The 21,665-nt window shown below is 61.2% G+C and carries 17 protein-coding genes; 9 read left to right on the top strand and 8 right to left on the bottom strand.

The annotated features are described in order from the left end of the window. Positions 1-196 precede the first annotated feature (196 nt). The 4 genes from xdhA to guaD all read left to right on the top strand — a co-directional run bounded on the left by xdhA (position 197) and on the right by guaD (position 6,307). Positions 197-1,645, top strand: coding sequence for a xanthine dehydrogenase small subunit (gene xdhA, locus KL786_RS18395; RefSeq protein ID WP_215518515.1), 1,449 nt, complete (start codon positions 197-199; stop codon positions 1,643-1,645). Then, complete coding sequence (gene xdhB, locus KL786_RS18390; RefSeq protein WP_215518514.1) at positions 1,638-4,037, top strand: xanthine dehydrogenase molybdopterin binding subunit; 2,400 nt, start codon at positions 1,638-1,640, stop codon at positions 4,035-4,037. The genes xdhA and xdhB overlap by 8 nt, the downstream gene beginning before the upstream one ends. A gap of 115 nt (positions 4,038-4,152) precedes the next feature. Further along, the gene (gene xdhC / locus KL786_RS18385) at positions 4,153-4,995 is read left to right on the top strand and encodes a xanthine dehydrogenase accessory protein XdhC (RefSeq protein WP_154842934.1); all 843 of its coding nucleotides are present in this window, start codon (positions 4,153-4,155) and stop codon (positions 4,993-4,995) included. 7 nt (positions 4,996-5,002) lie between these two features. Then, the gene (gene guaD, locus KL786_RS18380; protein WP_215518513.1) at positions 5,003-6,307 is read left to right on the top strand and encodes a guanine deaminase; all 1,305 of its coding nucleotides are present in this window, start codon (positions 5,003-5,005) and stop codon (positions 6,305-6,307) included. A gap of 62 nt (positions 6,308-6,369) precedes the next feature. On the opposite strand, the gene KL786_RS18375 is transcribed toward guaD, so the two are convergent. Then, complete coding sequence (locus tag KL786_RS18375; protein WP_032863366.1) at positions 6,370-7,134, bottom strand: GntR family transcriptional regulator; 765 nt, start codon at positions 7,132-7,134, stop codon at positions 6,370-6,372. A 219-nt stretch (positions 7,135-7,353) separates the two neighbouring features. On the opposite strand from KL786_RS18375, the gene KL786_RS18370 reads away from it, so the two are divergent. Then, the gene (locus KL786_RS18370) at positions 7,354-8,547 is read left to right on the top strand and encodes a benzoate/H(+) symporter BenE family transporter (protein ID WP_215518512.1); all 1,194 of its coding nucleotides are present in this window, start codon (positions 7,354-7,356) and stop codon (positions 8,545-8,547) included. Positions 8,548-8,614: 67 nt separating this feature from the next. Here KL786_RS18370 and KL786_RS18365 read toward each other — a convergent pair whose 3' ends face one another. Beyond that, positions 8,615-8,959 carry a YggL family protein gene (locus tag KL786_RS18365; protein ID WP_215518511.1) on the bottom strand — a complete coding sequence of 115 codons (345 nt, stop codon included), beginning with the start codon at positions 8,957-8,959 and terminating at the stop codon, positions 8,615-8,617. Between the two features lie 237 nt (positions 8,960-9,196). Between KL786_RS18365 and dacB the strand changes: the two genes are divergently transcribed. After that, positions 9,197-10,657: a D-alanyl-D-alanine carboxypeptidase/D-alanyl-D-alanine endopeptidase gene (gene dacB / locus KL786_RS18360; protein WP_215518510.1), complete on the top strand. Its 1,461-nt coding sequence runs from the start codon at positions 9,197-9,199 to the stop codon at positions 10,655-10,657. Between the two features lie 146 nt (positions 10,658-10,803). Here the strand turns inward: dacB and KL786_RS18355 are convergent, their stop codons facing one another. Both KL786_RS18355 and rlmKL read right to left on the bottom strand, forming a co-directional pair. After that, positions 10,804-13,203, bottom strand: a complete 2,400-nt coding sequence (locus tag KL786_RS18355; protein ID WP_215518509.1) for a sensor domain-containing diguanylate cyclase — start codon at positions 13,201-13,203, stop codon at positions 10,804-10,806. A 134-nt stretch (positions 13,204-13,337) separates the two neighbouring features. Continuing rightward, on the bottom strand, positions 13,338-15,608 hold the full coding sequence (gene rlmKL, locus KL786_RS18350; protein WP_215518508.1) for a bifunctional 23S rRNA (guanine(2069)-N(7))-methyltransferase RlmK/23S rRNA (guanine(2445)-N(2))-methyltransferase RlmL: 2,271 nt from the start codon (positions 15,606-15,608) through the stop codon (positions 13,338-13,340). 533 nt (positions 15,609-16,141) lie between these two features. On the opposite strand from rlmKL, the gene rmf reads away from it, so the two are divergent. Then, on the top strand, positions 16,142-16,357 hold the full coding sequence (rmf, locus tag KL786_RS18345) for a ribosome modulation factor (RefSeq protein ID WP_002553055.1): 216 nt from the start codon (positions 16,142-16,144) through the stop codon (positions 16,355-16,357). A gap of 117 nt (positions 16,358-16,474) precedes the next feature. Here the strand turns inward: rmf and KL786_RS18340 are convergent, their stop codons facing one another. From KL786_RS18340 to KL786_RS29965, 4 genes are all read right to left on the bottom strand, one after another. After that, positions 16,475-17,500, bottom strand: a complete 1,026-nt coding sequence (locus tag KL786_RS18340; RefSeq protein ID WP_215518507.1) for a quinone-dependent dihydroorotate dehydrogenase — start codon at positions 17,498-17,500, stop codon at positions 16,475-16,477. Positions 17,501-17,590: 90 nt separating this feature from the next. Then, the gene (locus KL786_RS18335; RefSeq protein WP_215518506.1) at positions 17,591-18,055 is read right to left on the bottom strand and encodes a transglycosylase SLT domain-containing protein; all 465 of its coding nucleotides are present in this window, start codon (positions 18,053-18,055) and stop codon (positions 17,591-17,593) included. Next, entirely contained in the window at positions 18,052-18,474 is a 423-nt protein-coding gene (locus KL786_RS18330) for a winged helix-turn-helix domain-containing protein (protein WP_215518505.1), read from the bottom strand. The genes KL786_RS18335 and KL786_RS18330 overlap by 4 nt, the downstream gene beginning before the upstream one ends. 175 nt (positions 18,475-18,649) lie before the next feature. Next, complete coding sequence (locus KL786_RS29965; RefSeq protein WP_353844675.1) at positions 18,650-19,567, bottom strand: secretin N-terminal domain-containing protein; 918 nt, start codon at positions 19,565-19,567, stop codon at positions 18,650-18,652. Positions 19,568-19,815: 248 nt separating this feature from the next. Between KL786_RS29965 and KL786_RS18320 the strand changes: the two genes are divergently transcribed. Continuing rightward, positions 19,816-21,042, top strand: coding sequence for a CmpA/NrtA family ABC transporter substrate-binding protein (locus tag KL786_RS18320; RefSeq protein WP_215518503.1), 1,227 nt, complete (start codon positions 19,816-19,818; stop codon positions 21,040-21,042). Between the two features lie 14 nt (positions 21,043-21,056). Next, entirely contained in the window at positions 21,057-21,632 is a 576-nt protein-coding gene (locus tag KL786_RS18315) for an ANTAR domain-containing response regulator (protein ID WP_032863377.1), read from the top strand. The last annotated feature ends 33 nt before the right edge of the window (positions 21,633-21,665 follow it).

Raw genomic sequence — 21,665 nt, 5'->3', positions numbered from 1 at the left:
ATTTGGCATGAAATAAGCAGACGATAAAGCCCAGGCGCCGCTGAAAACGGTGGTTACAGGGATATGAACCATAATCAAAGGTGTTGCAATCGCACTTTCTTGACCCTTAGGTCAGAAAATCATTGACCGAAAAGTCAGACATGACTAGATTCGGCGCAAAGCGGTTAACAACAATAATGAGTCTGCGAGGCCTTCCGTGATCCAGTTTTTACTTAACCAGGAACTCCGTAGCGAGCATGCCCTGGACCCCAACCTGACTGTGCTCAACTACCTGCGTGAGCACCTGGGCAAATCCGGTACCAAGGAAGGCTGCGCCAGCGGTGACTGTGGCGCCTGCACCGTGGTGGTCGGCGAACTGCATAGTGACGAACAGGGCGCCGAGCAGATTCGCTATCGCAGCCTCAATTCGTGCCTGACCTTTGTCTCGTCCCTGCACGGCAAGCAACTGATCACTGTCGAAGACCTCAAGCACCAGGGCCAACTGCACAGCGTGCAACAGGCCATGGTCGAGTGCCATGGTTCGCAGTGTGGTTTCTGCACGCCTGGTTTTGTGATGTCGCTGTTTGCCCTGCAAAAGAACAGCGACACCCCGGACAGTGCCAAGGCCCACGAAGCCCTCGCCGGCAACCTGTGCCGCTGCACCGGCTACCGGCCGATCCTGGCCGCCGCCGAACAAGCCTGCTGCAACAAACCCCAGGACCAGTTCGACAGCCGCGAAGCGCAGACCATCACCCGCCTCAAGGCCATCGCGCCGACCCAGACCGGTGAGTTGAACAGCGGCGACAAACGCTGCCTGGTGCCCCTGACCGTCGCCGACCTGGCCGACCTCTACGACGCCTACCCCCAAGCCCGGCTGCTGGCCGGCGGCACCGACCTGGCGCTGGAAGTCACCCAGTTCCACCGGGTGCTGCCAGTGATGATCTACGTCGGTAACATTGAGGCCATGAAACGCATCGAGACCTTTGACGACCGCCTGGAAATCGGCGCCGCCACCGCCCTCTCCGACTGCTACAGCGCACTGCACCACGAATACCCGGACTTCGGCGACCTGCTGCACCGCTTCGCCTCCTTGCAAATCCGCAACCAGGGCACCCTCGGCGGCAACATCGGCAACGCCTCGCCGATCGGTGACTCGCCGCCGCTGCTGATCGCCCTCGGCGCGCAGATCGTGCTGTGCAAGGGCAACGTGCGCCGTACCCTGGCCCTGGAAGACTATTTCATCGACTACCGCGTCACCGCCCGCCAGGACAGCGAGTTCATCGAAAAAATCATCGTGCCCAAGGGCCACGCGCTGTTTCGCGCCTACAAGGTTTCCAAACGCCTGGACGATGACATTTCTGCGGTGTGCGCAGCCTTCAACCTGAAGATCGACAACGGGGTGATCAGCGATGCCCGCGTCGCCTTCGGCGGTATGGCGGCCACGCCCAAACGTGCGAAACACTGTGAAACGGTACTGATCGGCGCCACCTGGAACGCCGCCACCGTGGAGAAAGCCTGCGCCGCCCTGGCCGAGGATTTCACCCCGCTGTCGGACTTCCGGGCGAGCAAGGAATACCGCCTGCTGAGCGCACAGAACCTGCTGCGCAAATACTTCATCGAACTGCAAACACCGCACATCGAGACTCGGGTGACCGCTTATGTCTAACCATCACGCCGTGGTAAAAAACCAAGCCGAAATGGCCGAACTGTTTGCCCAGGACCTGACGAGCGGAGTCGGGCGTAGCGTCAAGCACGACAGCGCCGCCAAACACGTGTCGGGCGAAGCGCAATACATCGATGACCGCCTGGAATTCCCCAATCAGCTACACCTGTATGCGCGCATGTCCGACCGCGCCCACGCCAAAATCCTTAGTATCGACACCGCGCCCTGCTACGCCTTCGAAGGTGTGCGCATCGTCATCACCCATGAAGATGTGCCGGGCCTGAAAGACATCGGCCCGCTGATGCCCGGTGACCCGTTGCTGGCCATCGACACCGTGCAGTTCGTCGGCCAGGTGGTGCTGGCCGTCGCCGCCCGCGACCTGGAAACCGCGCGCAAGGCCGCCATGGCGGCGGTGATCGAATACGAAGACCTGGAACCGGTGTTGGATGTGGTCGAGGCCTTTCGCAAAAAACATTTCGTGCTGGACAGCCACACCCACCAGCGCGGCGATTCGGCGGGTGCCCTGGCGAGCGCGAAAAACCGTATCCAGGGCACCCTGCATATCGGCGGCCAGGAACATTTCTACCTGGAAACCCAGATCTCTTCGGTGATGCCCACCGAAGACGGCGGCATGATCGTCTACTGCTCCACCCAGAACCCCACCGAAGTGCAGAAACTGGTGGCCGAAGTCCTCGACGTGTCGATGAACAAGATCGTCGTCGATATGCGCCGCATGGGCGGTGGGTTTGGCGGCAAGGAAACCCAGGCCGCCAGCCCGGCATGCCTGTGTGCGGTGGTGGCGCGCCTGACCGGCCAGCCGACCAAGATGCGCCTGCCGCGCGTCGAAGACATGCTGATGACCGGCAAGCGCCACCCCTTCTATATCGAATACGACGTGGGCTTCGACGACAGCGGGCGTCTGCATGGGATCAATCTGGACCTGGCGGGTAACTGCGGCTGTTCGCCGGACCTGTCCAACTCGATTGTCGACCGTGCGATGTTCCACTCCGACAACTCGTATTACCTGGGCGATGCCACGGTCAACGGCCATCGCTGCAAGACCAACACCGCGTCCAACACCGCGTACCGTGGCTTCGGTGGCCCGCAAGGCATGGTGGCCATCGAGGAAGTGATGGACGCCATCGCCCGCCATCTGGCGCTGGACCCACTGGCCGTGCGCAAGGCCAACTACTACGGCAAGACCGAACGCAACGTCACCCATTACTACCAGACCGTCGAGCACAACATGCTCGAAGAGATGACTGCCGAACTGGAAGCCAGCAGCCAATACGCCGAGCGCCGCGAAGCCATTCGTCGCTATAACGCCAACAGCCCGATCCTGAAAAAAGGCCTGGCGCTGACCCCGGTCAAGTTCGGCATTTCGTTTACCGCCAGCTTCCTCAACCAGGCTGGCGCGTTGATCCATATCTACACCGACGGCAGCATCCACCTGAACCACGGCGGCACCGAAATGGGCCAGGGCTTGAACATCAAGGTCGCGCAGGTGGTGGCCGAGATCTTCCAGGTGGAAATCGACCGGGTGCAGATCACCGCGACCAACACCGACAAGGTGCCCAACACCTCGCCGACCGCCGCATCCAGCGGCGCCGACCTCAACGGCAAGGCCGCGCAGAATGCCGCCGAGACCATCAAGCAGCGCCTGGTGGAATTTGCCGCGCGCAAGTACGACGTCAGCGAGGCAGATGTTGAGTTCCACAACGGCCATGTGCGGGTGCGTGAGCAGATACTGACCTTTGAAGAACTGATCCAGCAGGCGTATTTCGCCCAGGTCTCGCTGTCGAGCACCGGGTTCTACAAGACCCCGAAAATCTTCTACGACCGTAGCCAGGCACGGGGCCGACCGTTCTACTACTTCGCCTTCGGTGCGGCCTGCTGCGAAGTGATCGTCGATACCCTGACCGGCGAATACAAGATGCTGCGCACCGACATCCTCCATGATGTGGGCGCCTCGCTGAACCCGGCCATCGATATCGGCCAGGTCGAGGGCGGTTTTATCCAGGGCATGGGCTGGCTGACCATGGAAGAGCTGGTGTGGAACAACAAGGGCAAGCTGATGACCAACGGCCCGGCCAGCTACAAGATCCCGGCGGTGGCGGACATGCCGCTGGACCTGCGGGTGAAGCTGGTGGAAAACCGCAAGAACCCGGAAGACACGGTGTTCCACTCCAAGGCCGTGGGTGAACCACCGTTCATGCTCGGGATTGCCTCGTGGTGCGCGATCAAGGATGCGGTGGCGAGCCTGGGTGACTATCGTCATCAGCCGAAGATCGATGCGCCGGCCACGCCGGAGCGGGTGTTGTGGGGGTGCGAGCAAATGCGCCAGTTGCAGGCGGCGAAGGCGGTTGAAGCACAGGCCGAGATGGCTTCGCTCTAGACCGAGGTGCTGCCTTCGCGAGCAAGCCCGCTCCCACATTTGGAATGCATTCCCCTGTGGGAGCGGGCTTGCTCGCGAAGACGGCCGAACTGACAACAGAAATGTTGAGGTAGACATGAACAACTGGATCAGCGCCCTCGCCAACCTGCAAACCCAGGGCGAACCCTGCGTGCTGGTGACCATCATCGAAGAGCTCGGCTCCACGCCGCGCAATTCAGGCTCCAAGATGGTGGTCAGCGCCAGTCACACCTTCGACACCATCGGCGGCGGCCACCTGGAATACAAGGCCATGCAGATCGCCCGCGACATGCTCGTGCGTGGCCAGCACAACACCCACCTGGAGCGCTTCAGCCTGGGGGCCAGCCTCGGCCAGTGTTGTGGCGGCGTGACCGTGCTGCTGTTCGAGCCCATGGGCCAGGTGCAGGCACAGATTGCCGTATTCGGCGCCGGCCATGTCGGTCGCGCGCTGGTGCCGCTGCTGGCGAGCCTGCCGTGCCGGGTGCGCTGGATTGACTCGCGGGAACAGGAATTCCCGGAGCATATCCCCCAGGGCGTGCGTAAAATCGTCAGCGAAGAGCCGGTGGATGAAATTGCCGACCTGCCCGCCGGCAGTTACTGCATCGTCATGACCCACAATCATCAGCTCGACCTGGAACTGACCGCCGCCCTGCTCAAGCGCAATGATTTTGCCTACTTCGGCCTGATCGGCTCGCAGACCAAGCGCGTCAAGTTTGAACACCGCCTGCGCGAGCGCGGCTTCGAGGCCGCACAGTTGCAACGCATGCGCTGCCCCATGGGCCTCACCGAGGTGAAGGGCAAACTGCCGGTGGAAATCGCCATCTCCATCGCCGGCGAGATCATCGCCACCTATAACGCCAACTTCGGCCAGCACACCGCGAGTGCCGAACCCATTGCCAAACTGCTGCCGGCTTCGCGCCGCAGCCAAGCTATCAATTGAGACGACCATGCCTTTGACTCGCAAAGCCTACCGTGCTGCCATCCTGCACAGCCTCGCCGACCCTGCCATCGTAGGGATCGAAGCCTCCTATGAGTATTTCGAAGACGGCCTGCTGGTGATCGACAACGGCCAGATCAGTGCCCTGGGGCATGCCAGCGACTTGCTGCCCACACTGGCCGCCGACATCGAAATCACCCATTACCAGGATGCGCTGATCACTCCCGGCCTGATCGACACCCATATCCACCTGCCGCAAACCGGCATGGTCGGTGCCTACGGCGAACAACTGCTGGATTGGCTGAACACCTATACCTTCCCTTGCGAAAGCCAGTTCGCCGACAAGGCACACGCCGAAGAAGTCGCGGATATCTTTATCAAGGAACTGCTGCGCAACGGCACCACCACCGCCCTGGTGTTCGGCAGCGTGCATCCGCAATCGGTGAACTCATTCTTTGAAGCGGCCGAGAAACTCGACCTGCGCATGATCGCCGGCAAAGTGATGATGGACCGCAATGCGCCGGATTACCTGACCGACACCGCCGAATCCGGCTATCAGGAAAGCAAGGCGCTGATCGAGCGCTGGCACGGCAAGGGCCGCTTGCACTACGCCGTAACCCCGCGCTTCGCCCCCACCAGCACACCGGAACAACTGACCCTCGCCGGCCAATTGCTGGGGGAATATCCAGACCTGTACATGCAGACCCACATCAGTGAAAACCTGCAGGAAGTGCAATGGGTCAAGGAGCTGTTCCCGGAGCGCAGTGGCTACCTGGACGTGTACGACCACTACAAGCTGCTGGGGGAACGTTCGGTATTCGCCCATGGCGTACACCTGTGCGACGACGAGTGCGCACGGCTGGCCGAAGCCGGTTCGGCGGTGGCGTTCTGCCCGACTTCGAACTTCTTCCTGGGCAGCGGTTTGTTCAACCTGCCGATGGCCGAGAAGCACCAGCTCAATGTGGGCCTGGGCACGGATGTGGGTGGCGGTACCAGCTTCTCGCTGCTACAGACGCTGAACGAAGCCTACAAGGTCATGCAATTGCAGGGCGCACGCCTGAGCCCGTTCAAATCGCTGTACCTGGCGACCCTGGGCGGTGCAAAAGCGCTGCGCCTGGAAGACAAGATCGGCACCCTGCAGCCGGGCACCGATGCGGACTTTTTGGTACTGGACTACAACGCCACGCCGCTGCTCAGCTATCGCTTGAAGCAAGCCAATAACATTGCCGAGACGTTGTTTGTGTTGATGACGCTGGGGGATGATCGGGCGGTGATGCAAACCTATGCAGCGGGCAATCTGGTACACCAGCGCTGATCCAAAGAACACCACAAAACCCTGTAGGAGCTGGCTTGCCAGCTCCTACAGTTTGATCGGGTTTACAGCTTGATCGACGAGCGACTCGGTTTCTTGGTTTGCAGCAAATGCGAGAACACCGCATGCAAATCATCCGACGCACTTTCCTCATCGAGGTTGAGCTTGCTGTCGATGTGATCCATGTGATGCATCATCAGGTCCACCGCCAGCACCGCATCCCGAGCTTCGATCGCGTCGATCAACTGGGTGTGCTCATCGTAGGAACAGTGTGAGCGGTTGCCGCTTTCATACTGGGCGATGATCAGCGAGGTCTGGGACACCAGGCTGCGCTGGAAGCTGATCAGCGGTGCATTCTTCGCCGCCTCGGCCAGCTTGAGGTGGAACTCGCCAGAAAGCCGGATGCCGGCCCCACGATCACCGCGCGAGAAGCTGTCGCGCTCATCATTGACCATCTGACGCAGCGCGGCCAATTCTTCGGCCGTGGCATGTTGCACCGCCAATTCGGTGATGGCCCGCTCTACCAGGCGCCGCGCCATGAACACCTGGCGCGCTTCCTCGACACTCGGGCTGGCTACCACAGCGCCACGATTGGGGCGCAGCAACACCACGCCTTCGTGGGCCAGGCGCGAGAGCGCGCGACGAATGATGGTGCGGCTGACGCCAAAGATCTCGCCCAGTGCCTCTTCACTCAATTTGGTGCCGGGCGCCAGGCGTTGTTCGAGGATGGCCTCGAAGATATGCGCGTAGACGATATCGTCCTGGGTTCCACTGCGACCGGCCTTACCGGCTCGCGGCTGTTTCTTGAGGGGCTGCAACTGTTCGTTCATGGGCACTCGGGTCGGGAGAACGGCGGCGAATTGACGTTGACTGTAATACGGCACAGAGGGTCGCTGGCAAGTATCGCGTAAAAACAGCGCACATTGTACACAACCCGTTGCGCCAACACACTGTACGGCTGTTTGCGTAGCCGGCTGTATTGCAACAGTCAGTTACGTTTGAGTTTAGGCTTGATTCCACGATTTCCCAGGTACAAGGAATACCGCACCATGACCGACGCGACCCAGGCGCCCCTGCGCCCCTTGGCCGATACTTCGCCTTCGGCCATCGTTGCCGGCTTCATCGCCATGATGACCGGCTACACCAGCTCCCTGGTGCTGATGTTCCAGGCCGGCCAGGCTGCCGGCCTCACCAGCGCACAGATTTCCTCGTGGATCTGGGCGATCTCCATCGGCATGGCGGTGTGCAGCATCGGCCTGTCCCTGCGTTACCGCACGCCGATCACCATCGCCTGGTCGACCCCAGGCGCAGCACTGTTGATCACCAGCCTGGGCGGGGTCAGCTATGGCGAAGCCATCGGCGCCTACATCACCTGCGCGGTGCTGGTGACGATCTGCGGCCTCACCGGCAGCTTTGAAAAGCTGGTGAAGAAGATCCCCGCCTCGCTTGCCGCCGCGCTGCTGGCCGGGATTCTGTTCAAGATCGGCAGCGAGATTTTCGTCGCCGCGCAGCACCGCACTGCCCTGGTGCTGGGCATGTTCTTCACCTATCTGATCATCAAGCGCCTGTCGCCCCGTTATGCGGTGCTGGCCGCCCTGCTGATCGGCACCGCCTTGTCCGGGCTGATGGGGCTGCTGGATTTCAGCGGGTTCAGCCTGGAAGTGGCGACGCCGGTATGGACCACCCCACACTTTTCCCTGGCCGCGACCATCAGCATCGGCATCCCGCTGTTTGTGGTGGCGATGACCTCGCAGAACATGCCAGGGATCGCGGTATTGCGCGCCGATGGCTACAACGTGCCGGCCTCGCCGCTGATCACCACCACGGGCCTGGCCTCGCTGGTACTGGCCCCGTTCGGCTCCCACGGTATCAACCTGGCCGCCATCAGCGCCGCCATCTGCACCGGGCCGCATGCCCATGAGGACCGCAACAAGCGCTATACCGCCGCGGTCTGGTGCGGGATTTTCTACGGGTTTGCCGGCGTGTTTGGCGCCACGCTGGCGGCCTTGTTCGCAGCGCTGCCCAAGGAGCTGGTGCTGTCGATCGCCGCATTGGCGTTGTTTGGCTCGATCATCAATGGCCTGAGCATTGCCATGAATGAGCCCAAGGAACGGGAAGCAGCGCTGGTCACCTTTATGGTCACGGCGTCGGGGTTGACGCTGTTTTCCATCGGTTCGGCATTCTGGGGGATTGTCGCGGGGGTGTTGACGCTGGTGATTCTGAACTGGCGTAAGCAAGCTTAGATTCAAGCTTCAAGCTTCAAGCTTCAAGCCACATGAGCTTGTAGCTTGAAGCTTGTAACTTACCGCTTCAATTCGTGGAATTGATCGGCTTTTCTGGATGCCAGGCGTCCAGCAGTTCGCTGACTTCAACGCGGGTCAGCTCTGGGCGAGCCTTGAGCCACGCTTCAACAGCTGCACGCTGCTCAGCGGTAACCGAACCACGGGTGGCTTTGCAAACCAGACCGAAGTCGTCGCCGCCCACGTAGTCCAAGCCATTGCCATCCATCGCTTCGGTCAGGAAGGCGTCGAGGAAAGCGTCAACCGCTTCGTCGTCCAAACCTTCTTTGAAATCCAGGTTCAGTTCGAAACCCAGCTCTTGAAATTCATCAACGCACAGTTTTTTGCGCAGACGCCGGGAACGGTTAGTCGCCATTGGAACAATCCTCTTAAGTATTAACGGCCGGCACTCTACCAGTTTAAGGCGGCAATTGCCCGGCTATCCAAGACGGGTGGCATGACCCCGTGAAAAAAATCCATCATTTACAGCTATCGTTGAGGCACAAGCAGCCCCACCTTGGGGCATAATGCCGACACTTTCATGACCACTGGGGGATTTTCTTACATAACCCCCGCCATATTCACCCTCCTCTGCAGTAGGGTCTTACTTCTTATGATCAAATCCTTGCGTCCATTGTTACTCGCCAGTTTCCTCTTGCCCCTGGCGCTCTCCGTCACCGCTGCCCCGATCAATACCACCCTGCCACCCAAAGTCCAGGAAGCCCTGCAGAAAGCCAAGCTGCAGAACAATGCGTTGTCCCTGGTGATGATTCCGCTCAATGGGCCCGGCACCGCCACGGTGTTCAACGCCGACGTTTCGGTCAACCCGGCTTCGACCATGAAGCTGGTCACCACCTACGCCGCCCTGGAAATGCTCGGGCCCAACCATCAGTGGAAAACCGAGTTCTACACCGACGGCACCCTCAGCGGCGGTGTCCTGCGGGGCAACCTGTACCTCAAGGGCGGCGGTGATCCCAAGCTGAACATGGAGAAACTCTGGCTGCTGATGCGTGACCTGCGTGCCAATGGCGTACAGCAAGTCACCGGCGACCTGGTGCTGGACCGCGGCTTCTTTATCCAGCCGCAACTGCCAGAGTTCAACGACGACGGCAACGACGCGAACAAGCCATTTCTGGTCAAGCCGGACGCCCTGCTGGTCAACCTCAAGGCCCTGCGCTTCGTGACCCGCAATGATTCAGGAAGGGTGTTGGTCTCGGTCGAACCGCCGATTGCCAGCATTCAGATCGACAATCAGGTCAAAGCCACCAACGCCAAGCAATGCACCGGTGACGTGCGCTACAACCCGGTTACCGCCGCCGACGGCAGTGTCACTGTGACCGTCAGCGGCCAGTTGGGCGATGGCTGCAGCTCGCAGACGTATCTGTCGCTGCTCGACCATGCCACCTACACCGCTGGCGCCGTACGGGCGATCTGGAAAGAGCTGGGCGGCACTATCCAGGGCCGCGACGTGCTGGCCCCGGTGCCGAAAACCGCCAAGGTCCTGGCCCGGGCGTTCTCCCCGGACCTGGCGGAGATCATCCGCGACATCAACAAATACAGTAACAACACCATGGCCCAGCAACTGTTCCTCAGCCTCGGCGCGCAATACCGCACCGATGCCGACGGCGACGACGCCAGGGCCGCCCAGCGCGTGGTTCGTCAGTGGCTGGCGAAAAAGGGCATTACCGCACCGCACCTGGTGATGGAAAACGGCTCCGGCCTGTCCCGTGCCGAGCGCGTGAGCGCCCGGGAAATGGCGACCATGCTGCAAGCCGCCTGGAGAAGCCCGTATGCCGCAGAGTTCATCAGCTCGATGCCGATTGCCGGCAGTGACGGCACCATGCGCAAGCGCCTGAAAACCACGGCCCTGCGCGGCGAAGCCCACGTCAAGACTGGCACCCTGAACACGGTGCGTGCGATTGCCGGCTTCAGCCGTGACAACAATGGCAATACCTGGGCGGTAGTGGCGATTCTCAACGATCCGAAGCCGTGGGGTGCATCGTCGGTGCTGGACCAGGTGCTGCTGGATCTGTATCGCCAGCCGAAGCTGACGGCTGCCGCTCCGGGTATATAAAGCGGTTGGCTTGCCCACCTTTGAAACCGCTGCGAACTAAATGTGGGAGCGGACTTGCTCGCGAAGACGGTATGTCAGTCAATACATCTGGCGACTGATACACCGTCTTCGCGAGCAAGCCCGCTCCCACATTCGGTATGCGGCGCTCACACAGGCAAGCGCTCTGCCTCAACCCGGTCCCGCCCCGCCTGCTTGGCCGCATACACCGCCGAGTCCGCGCGCAGCAACAAGCCATCCACCCCCTCATCAATACGCCAACTGGCCACGCCGAAGCTGGCCGTCACTGTCCCGACATTCTCGATCGGCGTATTGCGCAACACTTCCCACAATTCAACCGCCAGGCTGTAGGCCTGCACGCCATCGGTGTTCGGGCACAGCACCATGAATTCCTCGCCACCCAGGCGGCAGAACACATCACTACGGCGCAAGCGCTGGGCGATTCGCCGGCACAGCTCCTGCAATACCCCATCCCCTACTGCGTGCCCATGCTGGTCATTGATGCGCTTGAAGTGATCGATATCCAGCATGATCACCGCCAATGTGCCCGAGGTGCGCCGGACCCGACTCATCTCGGCCTTCAACCGATCCTGGAAGTAGCGCCGATTGTGGATTCCCGTCAACGAGTCGGTGATGGACAGCGCCCGCAGCTCTTCCTCTACTCGCTTGAGATCAGAAATATCCGACACATAGCCATGCCACAACGTACCGCCGCCGGGCAATTCTTCCGGCGTCGCCTCGCCACGGATCCAGCGCAGGCCGCGGCCTGGCAGTTGCACCCGATATTCTTCACGCCATTGGCTCAATTGCAGCGCTGACAGGCGGATGGACGCACGGATGCGCTCAGCGTCCAGGGGATGAATGCGTTCGAAGACTTGCTTGGCATCCTGCTGCAGCAGCCCCGGATCGATTTCATAGATATCGCGAATGCCGTCGCTGGCGTAGATAAACCGCCAGTTATCGTTGGGCTCCAGGGTGAACTGGAAGATCCCGCCCGGCACATGGGCACTGAGTTTTTTCAACAGGCGATCCCGCGCCGCCAGGGCCTCATAGGCGCGCTTCTGCTCGGTGACATCCAGGCAGATCGCCAGGTGCCCGATCCACAAGCCATGATCGTCAAGCAATGCCGTCGCCAGCATATTCACGGTCAACTGGCTGCCATCGTGGCGCACCAACGTCCATTCCCGAGCTTCATGCAGGCTGTCGGAGCCCTCCACCAGCATCGCCTGGCCTGGCATGATGCGTTTGCCGAGAACCTGGCTCAACTGCGCGGCCCGGGCCTCCAGCTCGGGTGCCAGGTGCAGGCTTTCGAGGGTCATGTGGCCGAGCACCTGCTCGGCCTGGTAACCCAACATCTGCTCGGCACCTGCATTGAAGGTATTGATCACCCCGCGCAGGTCCGTGGCAATGATCGCCACCTGGGTCGCGGCGTTGAGCACGCTGCGCAACTGGGCGTGGGCCCCGCGCAACTCATACTCGCGCTGATGCAATTGCCCCGTGCGCTGCTGCACCAGCCGCACCGCCCGCTGACGCTGGCTGACCAGTACGTAGAGCAAGGCACTGAGCAGCAGACTGAGCAAACTGCCCATGGTCAGGATGCTGGTGACCGAGGAACGATTGGCCTGCTCAAACACCTGGCTGGGGCGCAGACTCAGGGCGTAGACATGATCGCCCAGGGTCAGCCGGCGGATCGCCTTCAGGCTGCTATCGCCCACCGCATTGTCCGACTCATACAACACCCGCTGTTGCGTATCGGAGGTATCGACAATCTGCATCACCAGGTTGTCCCGTGCGGGCTTGGGCAAACCGTCGGCCACCAATTGGCGCATGCTGATCACCGCCATGACAAAACCATAGGGTTCGCTGTAGGGCATTTGCGCGGTGGGCGGTCGCGTGACGGGAGCGACCAGCAACACCCCCATGGCATACGCCGGTTCCACCCCCACCAGCGACATGGGTTGGGACACCGCAATGGCCCCGGAACGGTACGCGCGCTCTATCGTCGAGCGGCGCAGTGGCTGGGAGAGCAGGTCAAACCCCAAAGGTGAGCCGAGCAGGCTCTGGGTCTGGCTGTACAACACCGGCACGTATTCGTCGCGCTCGCCCGCAGGCACGAGGGTCCCGGCTTCGTTCAGTTCGCGAATGGAAAACGCTATGCCACGCTGGAGTGACACCTGTTGTTCGAAAGACTGGCGCTGATCGTGAAAGATACGTGGCGCCCAGGCGTAGGCACGCGCACGCAACAGCAGCGGTTGGGCGAACCCATCGTAATCTTCGCGGGAAACATTATGGGAGTTGACGAAAAAGCGTCGCAGGCTGCCAAGGCGCTGTTCCTGGTCTTCAAAACGCTCTTCCAGACGAATGTAGCGCTCATTGACCAGCAACTGGAACCGCTGGCGAACCTGCTGCTGATAAACATCGGCCGTGGTCAGCGCCAGCACTGCGGTGAGTGCCACCCCCACCAGCAAGACCACCAATGCCACCAGCCAAGCCGACGCCTGTTCGCTGATAAATCCCAGTATTTTCGGGCGGACGGCTTGCAACGGCATAGGCAAAACTCGAAACACCAGCGTGCAGGAGCGCCACTTTGGCTAGGTGATTAGTTATAGCCATCGGGTCCAGTTTTGACCAGTGCAAAAAGCCGCAAGCCCGGAAAAATCCAGGCCTGCAGCATCAAGGTCGATCAGCGTGCGGTGATTTTCCAGGCACGATGGATTTTCGCGTTACGGGCAAAATCCGGATCAATGGTTTTATCGCTGATTTCCTCGACGCCATAGCGCTCGCCCAGGTTGTCTTCCAACTGGAACTTGCGGAAGTTGTTGGAGAAATACAACACCCCGCCCGGCGCCAGACGCGCCATGGCCAAGTCGAGCAGTTGCACGTGATCGCGTTGAACGTCGAACACGCCTTCCATGCGCTTGGAGTTGGAGAAGGTCGGCGGGTCAATGAAGATCAGGTCGAACTCATCACGGCTGGCTTCCAGCCAGGCCATCACGTCACCCTGCTCCAGGCGGTTCTTGTCGGAAAAACCATTGAGCGACAGGTTGCGGCGCGCCCAGTCCAGGTAGGTTTTCGACAAGTCGACGCTGGTGGTGCTGCGCGCACCGCCCTTGGCCGCGTGCACACTGGCGGTGGCGGTGTAGCAATACAGGTTGAGGAAGCGCTTGCCGGCGGCTTCTTTCTGGATGCGCATGCGCATCGGGCGGTGATCGAGGAACAGGCCGGTATCCAAGTAGTCGGTCAGGTTGACCAGCAGCTTCACCCCGCCTTCGCTGACCTCAGTGAACTTGCCCTGGGCGCTCTGGCGCTCGTACTGCTTGGTGCCACTCTGGCGCTCGCGGCGCTTGACCACCACACGGCTCTTGTCGATGTTCAGCGCCTGGGGAATCGCGGCCAGGGCATCGAACATGCGCGCCGAGGCTTTTTCCGGGTCGATGGACTTGGGCGCCACGTATTCCTGCACATGTACCCAGTCGTGGTACAGGTCGATAGCCATGGAGTATTCCGGCATATCGGCATCGTACACACGGTAGCAATCGACACCTTCGCGCTTGGCCCACTTGCCCAGCAGCTTGAGGTTCTTTTGCAGGCGGTTGGCAAACATCTGCCCGCCTTCGCTCAAGCGCGCCTGTTCGACCACCGGAGCCGGTGCCGGCGCGGGTTTGATCGGGTTACCGTTCTTGTTGTACTGACGCTCTTGCGGCTCGGTCGGGGCCTGATCGTAAGCGGCTTGCTCACGTTCGGCCTGGCGCTGTTCCGGGGTACGGCGCTCGCCGGTCACGAACTGGTCCGGGTTGACCTTGATCAGCAGCAGCTTGCACGGCAACGCGCCGTTCCAGAACGAATACTGCTTGTGGCTGCGGATCCCCATGCGCTTGCCCAGGTCAGGTGCGCCAGTGAATACCGCCGCCTCCCAGCCCATGCACGCCTGGCGCAGGCGCTCGCCGAGGTTCTGGTAGAGATACAACAGGCTGGCTTCATCACCCAGGCGCTCGCCGTACGGCGGGTTGCAGATGACCAGGCCTTTCTGGTTCTGGTCCGGGCGCGGCTCGAAGGTGCCGACTTCGCCCTGGTAGATCTTGATCCAGTGGCTCAGGCCGGCGCGCTCGATGTTGTTGCGCGCGGGCTGGATCAAGCGCGGGTCAGCTTCATAGCCACGGATCCACAGTGGCGGCTTGTTCATGCCGATGGCCGCACGTTCGCTGGCCTCGGTATGCAGTTTTTTCCACAGGGCTGGCACGTGGCCGAGCCAGGCGGTGAAGCCCCACTGCTCGCGATTGAGGTTGGGTGCCATGTCGGCGGCAATCATCGCACCTTCCACCAGGAAGGTACCGACGCCACACATCGGGTCCGTCAGCGCGCCGTTTTCTGCGGCAATGCGCGGCCAGCCGGCACGAATCAGAATCGCCGCCGCGAGGTTTTCCTTCAACGGTGCGGCGCCCTGCTGCAGGCGGTAACCGCGCTGGTGCAGGCTATGGCCGGACAGGTCGAGGGAGAGGATCGCTTCGCCACGGTCCAGGCGCAGGTGAATGCGCAGGTCAGGGTTGATCTTGTCGATGGACGGACGCTCGCCGGTCGGGGTGCGCAGCTTGTCGACAATCGCATCCTTGACCTTCAGCGCGCCGAAGTGGGTGTTGTCGATGCCCGAGCCATGGCCGCTGAATTCCACCGCGAGGGTGCCATCCGGGACCATATGGTCTTGCCATTCGATATCCAACACGCCGTGGTACAGGTCTTCGGCATCCTTCATCGGGAAGCGCTTGAGCACCAGCAACACGCGGTTGGCCAGGCGCGACCAGAGGCACAGGCGGTAGGCGGTTTCCATGTCGGCCATGCCGCGCACGGCAGAGGTGTGCTCACGGGCGTCTTCAAGGCCAAGCCCGACGGCTTCCTCGATCAGCAGGCCTTCGAGGCCCTTGGGGCAGGTGAGGAAGAGTTCGTAACGGTCCGACATGGGCATTCCAGGCTTTTCAGCAATAAATGAACGGGCGACGCATCGCGCGTTCGGTTTTCAATCAAGCGCTTTTCTTGAAGAACGCTCGCGTGGCACGAATGTGTGCCGTTCCACCTAGGTGTCCAGACCTGTAGGTCTTGATTGCCAGGGCAGAGAGATAATTTGTGCAACAAAAGGAAATATTCCGACCCTTCGTCGAATAATAACCGACTGCAAACGGCGGGTATTCTCACTAAAGGATTAAACCCATCCTCTTTACAGGGCACATCATAGCTGGCTTTGCCCAATAAATGGGGCGAAAAGCCATCCCAGCTTATGGCTATAGCATCGTTATCGTTACGTGCTTATGACAAAACGATCATTGAATCCATGTGACCTATTGGTTAGAACTCAACACAGGTCAGCGCCGCAACGACGCTGACACATCGGCTCGCCACGCCGGCAGCGAGCCACACCAACGGCAGAAAAACTCTGCCCGGCCTCGGATGAGGTCGAAGGATATCAAGACAGTCAACAAGTGAGGGAAACACCCTATGAGAAGACTTAAGCGTGATCCGTTGGAAAGAGCATTTTTACGCGGATATCAGTATGGCGTTCATGGCAAATCCCGTGAGCTTTGCCCATTTACTCTACCGTCGGTACGCCAGGCCTGGATTAACGGGTGGCGCGAAGGACGCGGCGACAACTGGGACGGTATGACCGGCACTGCGGGGATCCACAGACTCAACGAACTTCACGCCGTCGGCTAATCAGGGCACTTAATTCCGACAACCACCTTGAAGAATGTAACGACTTAACCACGCACGCCCCATCCGGGCGGCGGGCTTCGGCCCAGGGGCTCCTTCGAGGAGCCCTTTTTTATGGGTTCAGGATTTGGGCAAGGCCGCAATGGCGTCTACCGACTGGCGAATCAACGCCGGCCCCTTGTAGATAAACCCGGAATACAACTGCACCAGGCTTGCACCCGCAGCGATTTTCTCTGCTGCGTGCCGGCCTTCGGTGATCCCGCCCACGGCAATGATCGGCAGACGCCCGGCCAGCTCGGCCGCCAGCACCTTGACGATATGGGTACTCTGCTCGCGTACCGGCGCACCGGACAGCCCACCGGCCTCGTCACCGTAGGCCAGGCCTTCTACGCCAACACGGCTGAGCGTGGTGTTGGTGGCAATCACCGCATCCATCCCCGAATCCACCAGGGCCTGGGCCACCAGCACGGTTTCTTCGTCGCTCATGTCCGGGGCGATCTTGATCGCCAACGGCACGCGCTTGCCATGCCGTACCGCCAGGTCTTCCTGGCGCTGGCGCAGGGCTTCGAGCAGTTGCTTGAGGGAGTCGCCAAACTGCAGGCTACGCAGGCCCGGGGTGTTGGGGGAACTGACGTTGACCGTTACATAGCTGGCATGGGCGTAAACCTTGTCCAGGCAAGTCAGGTAGTCATCCACTGCACGTTCAACCGGGGTATCGAAGTTCTTGCCGATGTTGATCCCCAGGATGCCCTTGTACTTGGCTGCCTGCACCCGTGACAGCAAATGGTCAACGCCCAGGTTGTTGAAGCCCATGCGATTGATGATCGCCTCGGCTTCCGGCAGGCGGAAAATGCGCGGCTTGGGATTGCCCGGCTGCGGACGCGGCGTGACCGTGCCGATCTCGACAAAACCGAACCCCAACTGCGCAAAGCCGTCGATGGCCGCACCGTTCTTGTCCAGGCCAGCCGCCAGGCCAACCGGGTTGGGGAAATCGAGCCCCATCACCGAGACCGGCATTTTCGCCGGCGCCTTGCACACCAGGCCATTGAGCCCCAGGCGGCCGCCCGCGCCGATCAGGTCCAGGGACAGATCGTGGGAAGTTTCCGGGGAGAGTTTGAACAACAGCTGGCGGGCCAGGGTATACATGGGCGGGCTTGACTCGGATGGCGGCGAAAGGTGGCGGCGATTATAGCCGGGGTGGCGAGTCCGTGCGAGGCGTGACACACCGCCGGTCGATCATCCACTGCCATGGGCCATCAACTCTTCATAACGGCTCCAGATCTTCTGCGCATAACGCAGGCGCAGCGCATCACGCTCGGCCCCTGCCCCGGGCCCGACGTTATAGGCGCCCACGGCGGTCCAGTTGTAGCCGAACTGCTTGATGAAGTCGGCCAGGATCGACGCCCCCACTTCCACCGACAGGCACGGCTCATCCAGCAACCGCTGCTCGGTAATCCCCTGCTTGAGCAAGCGCGGTAGATGAATGCTGTTGATTTGCATCAGGCCAATATCACGGGAGCCATTGGTATTGCTGTAGTTCATGGCCTCGGCACGATAGCCAGACTCTACGGCAGCAATCGCCTGCAACAGTTGCGGCTCGATATCGTATTGGCGAGCAGCCTCGGCCCAGCAATAAGCCCTGGCCTCACTCGCCCCACCCACGATGAGCCACAACAGCCCCAACCAGCCAGCCGGCTTCATACCCGCTCGACACCCACTTCGGCACCCCGCCCACAGGCCGGGCAAACACGCGGCGCAACACCCGCAGCTCGAGCCGCCTGGCCAGGCAGGTCAACCACCCGCACTCTGCCATTGAAGCGATAGCCTCGGCCATACACCGTGGCGATCAACCCCCTGTCGCGCTGCAATTGCTTGCGCAACGAGTAGATGCAGCGGGTCAGCGATTCTTCGGCAATGTCGATATTGGGCCAGACCTGCTCCAGCAGGTAGTCCTTGGTGACCAATACGCCAGGCGTAGCTAGCAACAGGCGCAAGACATGACACTCCTTGGGCGGTAACTGAATGTCACGACCTTCGGCGGTCAGCCTGCCATCGCCCTGCAACTTCCAATGACCAAAGGCGAGGGAGACCATGACCGAGCCCTCAACGGCAACAACCATGCAAACCTCTGTACCTGTCTGACATTCACGGCTCCTTGATTTCAGCAGCACCCACCTGGGAAGTGTTGCGACTATAGAAACCCGCAGCCAATTTAACGTTAGGAAAAAGCCCGGAACTTCCAGGTTTTCCAGGAGTACCGCGTAGGAACTTTCGAAGCCTTCACAGCAGCCCTCTTCACTGCTCGGCTACGCGAGCAAATGCACGCCGTACGCGCTCGTATTGATCGGCGCTCAGGGGTGTCGAAGCGACATCAGCCAAGCCAACCTTAAAACCACCAACCTCATGCCTGTGCCTGGAAAGCTCTACGGCAGGCGCAGGGTTATCCAGCTCAGTCACCAGCGTTTTGATAAGTTTCAACTGCTGTTCACTGCCCTTGATCAACAGGCTGTTGAGCTGCGGGTAGGCGATTACCGCTGCGCCAGCGCCGGCCTTGCGCCCCAGTTCGGCAAGCCGCCGCTCGACCATCGTCGCCATGCCGGGCACGGTGATCGTTTGCGCCCCCCTGTCGTACTGGTGGTCCGCGACGTCGGCATTAAGCACCTGGACAACACCGACGCTGGGCAACGCCTGCCGGCGCGCTGGACGCTGGCGATCCATGAGCTGGGCCAGGCGCAATACGTGATCGACATAATTGGCGGGCCCGGACACATAAAACAATCGAGGACCGGCCTTGCGAATGGGGTAGCGCGCCTCGTCGAGTCCCGAGCGCCGCATGACTTTGCGCAACCGGTCGACAGTCATGTACCGCAAGGTCACCCCGGAGCTCTTGGCCTCGCCGGCGTCGTAGAGATGCAGCACCTGGCCGTCGCTGTACCAGATCAGTTCGTGCTGCAAGGCCACGGTCTCCAGGACCGCTTGCGGGTCGGCAAAATCAAACTGCCCGGTAATACGCTTACCCGCCGCCAGCTTGCTGACGACGATGGGCTGGCCCAGGGGCACCGCGAGCCGGGAAAAGAAGCCCTGCAGGCTCTCGCTCCACATCAGATAGGACTCGCCCGCCGCAGGCAGGGCATTGAGCAGCAACAGCCCGCCAAGCAACCAGCGCTGCAAAAAGGCCCGGCAGGTCGCTGCGGTATATCGGTCAAGGAGCACGCGGGGGATTCCTGAATGGTCTTGCATGAAGGAGCGCCATAGTGAAAGGCCCCCGTAGCGCAATCTTGATGAAAACCTGATCATCCGGCGCCCGCCTGCACGCCGTGGCATGTGCCTTGCTTTGCCTTGTCTATGGCGGCCCGCACCAACGACGGAACGGGCGCAAAGACAAAGGCGTCGTTACCGGCAGGAGGCTTGCAAGCCACCCTACGGAACGACGCCTTTTTTCACACAGAAGGTAGGTGTTGATGAGTGATCAGGTCGGCAACAGCCAGGCAACCAATGCCCTGGCCTGGGTCAACGGCAGCGATGCCCCGGAAAAGAGCAGCCTCGACCTGGGCTTCATGGCCCTGAGCGACTGCGCCTCGCTGGTGGTCGCGGCGACACAGGGGTTTGCCCAACCCTACGGCCTGACATTGAACCTCAAGCGCCAGTCGTCCTGGGCCGGCCTGCGGGACAAGCTGGTCAGCGGCGAACTGGACGCCGCCCACAGCCTGTACGGCCTGATCTATGCGGTCCACCTGGGCATCGGCGGGGTCGCTGCGACCGACATGGCGGTGCTGATGGGCCTGAACCAGAACGGCCAAGGCATCAACCTGTCCCAGGGCCTGCAACTACAGGGCGTGACCAGTCCTGAGGCACTTGAGCGCAAGGTGCACCAAAGCCGAACAAAACTCACCTTCGCTCAGACGTTTCCTACCGGCACCCACGCCATGTGGTTGTATTACTGGCTGGCCAGCCAGGGCATTCATCCGCTGCGCGATGTCGAAAGTGTAGTGGTCCCACCGCCGCAAATGGTCGCGCACCTGCAAGCCGGGCGGATCGACGGCCTGTGCGTCGGCGAGCCCTGGTGCGCCAGTGCGGTGCAGCAGAAACAGGGCTTTACCCTCGCCACCAGCCAGGCAATCTGGCCGGATCACCCGGAAAAAGTCCTGGGGTGTACCCAGGCGTTTGTCGAGCAATACCCCAACACCGCTCGCGTGCTGGTGATGGCGGTTCTGGAGGCCAGCCGTTTTATCGACGACAGCATCGAGAACCGCCGCTCCACGGCGCAACTGCTCAGTGCCGGGGACTACCTGGACGCCCCACTCGACTGCATCGAGCCGCGCCTGCTGGGCCTGTATGACGACGGCTTGGGCAATCACTGGCAGGACGCCCACGCACTGCGCTTCCACGCGGGTGGCGAGGTCAACTTGCCCTATCTGTCCGACGGCATGTGGTTCATGACCCAATTTCGCCGCTGGGGCCTGCTGCGTGAAGACCCCGACTACCTTGCCGTTGCTCGCCAGGTGCAACAACTGGATATCTATCGCCAGGCCGCGACAGCCGTGGGCGTCGCCGCCTGGGGCGAGGAAATGCGCAGCAGCCAATTGATCGACGGCAAGGTCTGGGATGGCTCGGACCCGGCCGCCTATGCCCGCAGCTTCCACCTGCATGCCCTGGCCGACGATGTCGTCCGCCACGCCTTGCGCTGATGGGAGACCGACCCATGTTGCGAATCCTGCTGATCAATGACACCCCGCGCAAAGTCGGACGTCTCAAGAGCGCGCTGACCGAGGCCGGCTTTGAGGTGATCGACGAGTCCGGCCTGATCATCGACCTGCCGGCGCGCGTCGAAACGGTGCGCCCGGACGTGATTCTGATCGATACCGAGTCACCCGGCCGCGATGTGATGGAGCAAGTGGTGCTGGTCAGTCGCGACCAGCCCCGGCCCATCGTGATGTTTACCGACGAACATGACCCTGGCGTGATGCGCCAGGCGATCAAGTCCGGGGTCAGCGCCTATATCGTCGAAGGCATCCAGGCCCAGCGCCTGCAACCGATCCTCGATGTAGCCATGGCCCGTTTCGAGAGCGACCAGGCCTTGCGCGCGCAGCTCATAGCCCGCGACCAGCAACTGGCGGAACGCAAGCGCATCGAGCTGGCCAAGGGCCTGTTGATGAAAATGAAAGACTGCAATGAGGAACAGGCCTACACCCTGATGCGCCGCCAGGCCATGAGCCGCCAGCAGAAGCTGATCCAGGTGGCCGAGCAGATTATTGCCATGAGTGAGTTGTTGGGCTGAGATAGCGGTGTCACGGTTGGCGCAAGACTTGCT

The organism is Pseudomonas sp. TAE6080, assembly GCF_018732265.1.
Taxonomy (GTDB): domain Bacteria; phylum Pseudomonadota; class Gammaproteobacteria; order Pseudomonadales; family Pseudomonadaceae; genus Aquipseudomonas; species Aquipseudomonas brenneri.
This window is presented reverse-complemented; position numbering and strand designations above follow the sequence as displayed.

What these genes read in the sequence shown, in the direction of transcription:
- xdhB (WP_215518514.1), top strand. Translation starts at nt 1,638, where the DNA reads ATGTCTAACCATCACGCCGTGGTAAAAAACCAAGCCGAAATGGCCGAA.
- xdhC (WP_154842934.1), top strand. Translation starts at nt 4,153, where the DNA reads ATGAACAACTGGATCAGCGCCCTCGCCAACCTGCAAACCCAGGGCGAA.
- guaD (WP_215518513.1), top strand. Translation starts at nt 5,003, where the DNA reads ATGCCTTTGACTCGCAAAGCCTACCGTGCTGCCATCCTGCACAGCCTC.
- KL786_RS18375 (WP_032863366.1), bottom strand. Translation starts at nt 7,134, where the DNA reads ATGAACGAACAGTTGCAGCCCCTCAAGAAACAGCCGCGAGCCGGTAAG.
- KL786_RS18370 (WP_215518512.1), top strand. Translation starts at nt 7,354, where the DNA reads ATGACCGACGCGACCCAGGCGCCCCTGCGCCCCTTGGCCGATACTTCG.
- KL786_RS18365 (WP_215518511.1), bottom strand. Translation starts at nt 8,959, where the DNA reads ATGGCGACTAACCGTTCCCGGCGTCTGCGCAAAAAACTGTGCGTTGAT.
- dacB (WP_215518510.1), top strand. Translation starts at nt 9,197, where the DNA reads ATGATCAAATCCTTGCGTCCATTGTTACTCGCCAGTTTCCTCTTGCCC.
- KL786_RS18355 (WP_215518509.1), bottom strand. Translation starts at nt 13,203, where the DNA reads ATGCCGTTGCAAGCCGTCCGCCCGAAAATACTGGGATTTATCAGCGAA.
- rlmKL (WP_215518508.1), bottom strand. Translation starts at nt 15,608, where the DNA reads ATGTCGGACCGTTACGAACTCTTCCTCACCTGCCCCAAGGGCCTCGAA.
- rmf (WP_002553055.1), top strand. Translation starts at nt 16,142, where the DNA reads ATGAGAAGACTTAAGCGTGATCCGTTGGAAAGAGCATTTTTACGCGGA.
- KL786_RS18340 (WP_215518507.1), bottom strand. Translation starts at nt 17,500, where the DNA reads ATGTATACCCTGGCCCGCCAGCTGTTGTTCAAACTCTCCCCGGAAACT.
- KL786_RS18335 (WP_215518506.1), bottom strand. Translation starts at nt 18,055, where the DNA reads ATGAAGCCGGCTGGCTGGTTGGGGCTGTTGTGGCTCATCGTGGGTGGG.
- KL786_RS18330 (WP_215518505.1), bottom strand. Translation starts at nt 18,474, where the DNA reads ATGGTTGTTGCCGTTGAGGGCTCGGTCATGGTCTCCCTCGCCTTTGGT.
- KL786_RS18320 (WP_215518503.1), top strand. Translation starts at nt 19,816, where the DNA reads ATGAGTGATCAGGTCGGCAACAGCCAGGCAACCAATGCCCTGGCCTGG.
- KL786_RS18315 (WP_032863377.1), top strand. Translation starts at nt 21,057, where the DNA reads ATGTTGCGAATCCTGCTGATCAATGACACCCCGCGCAAAGTCGGACGT.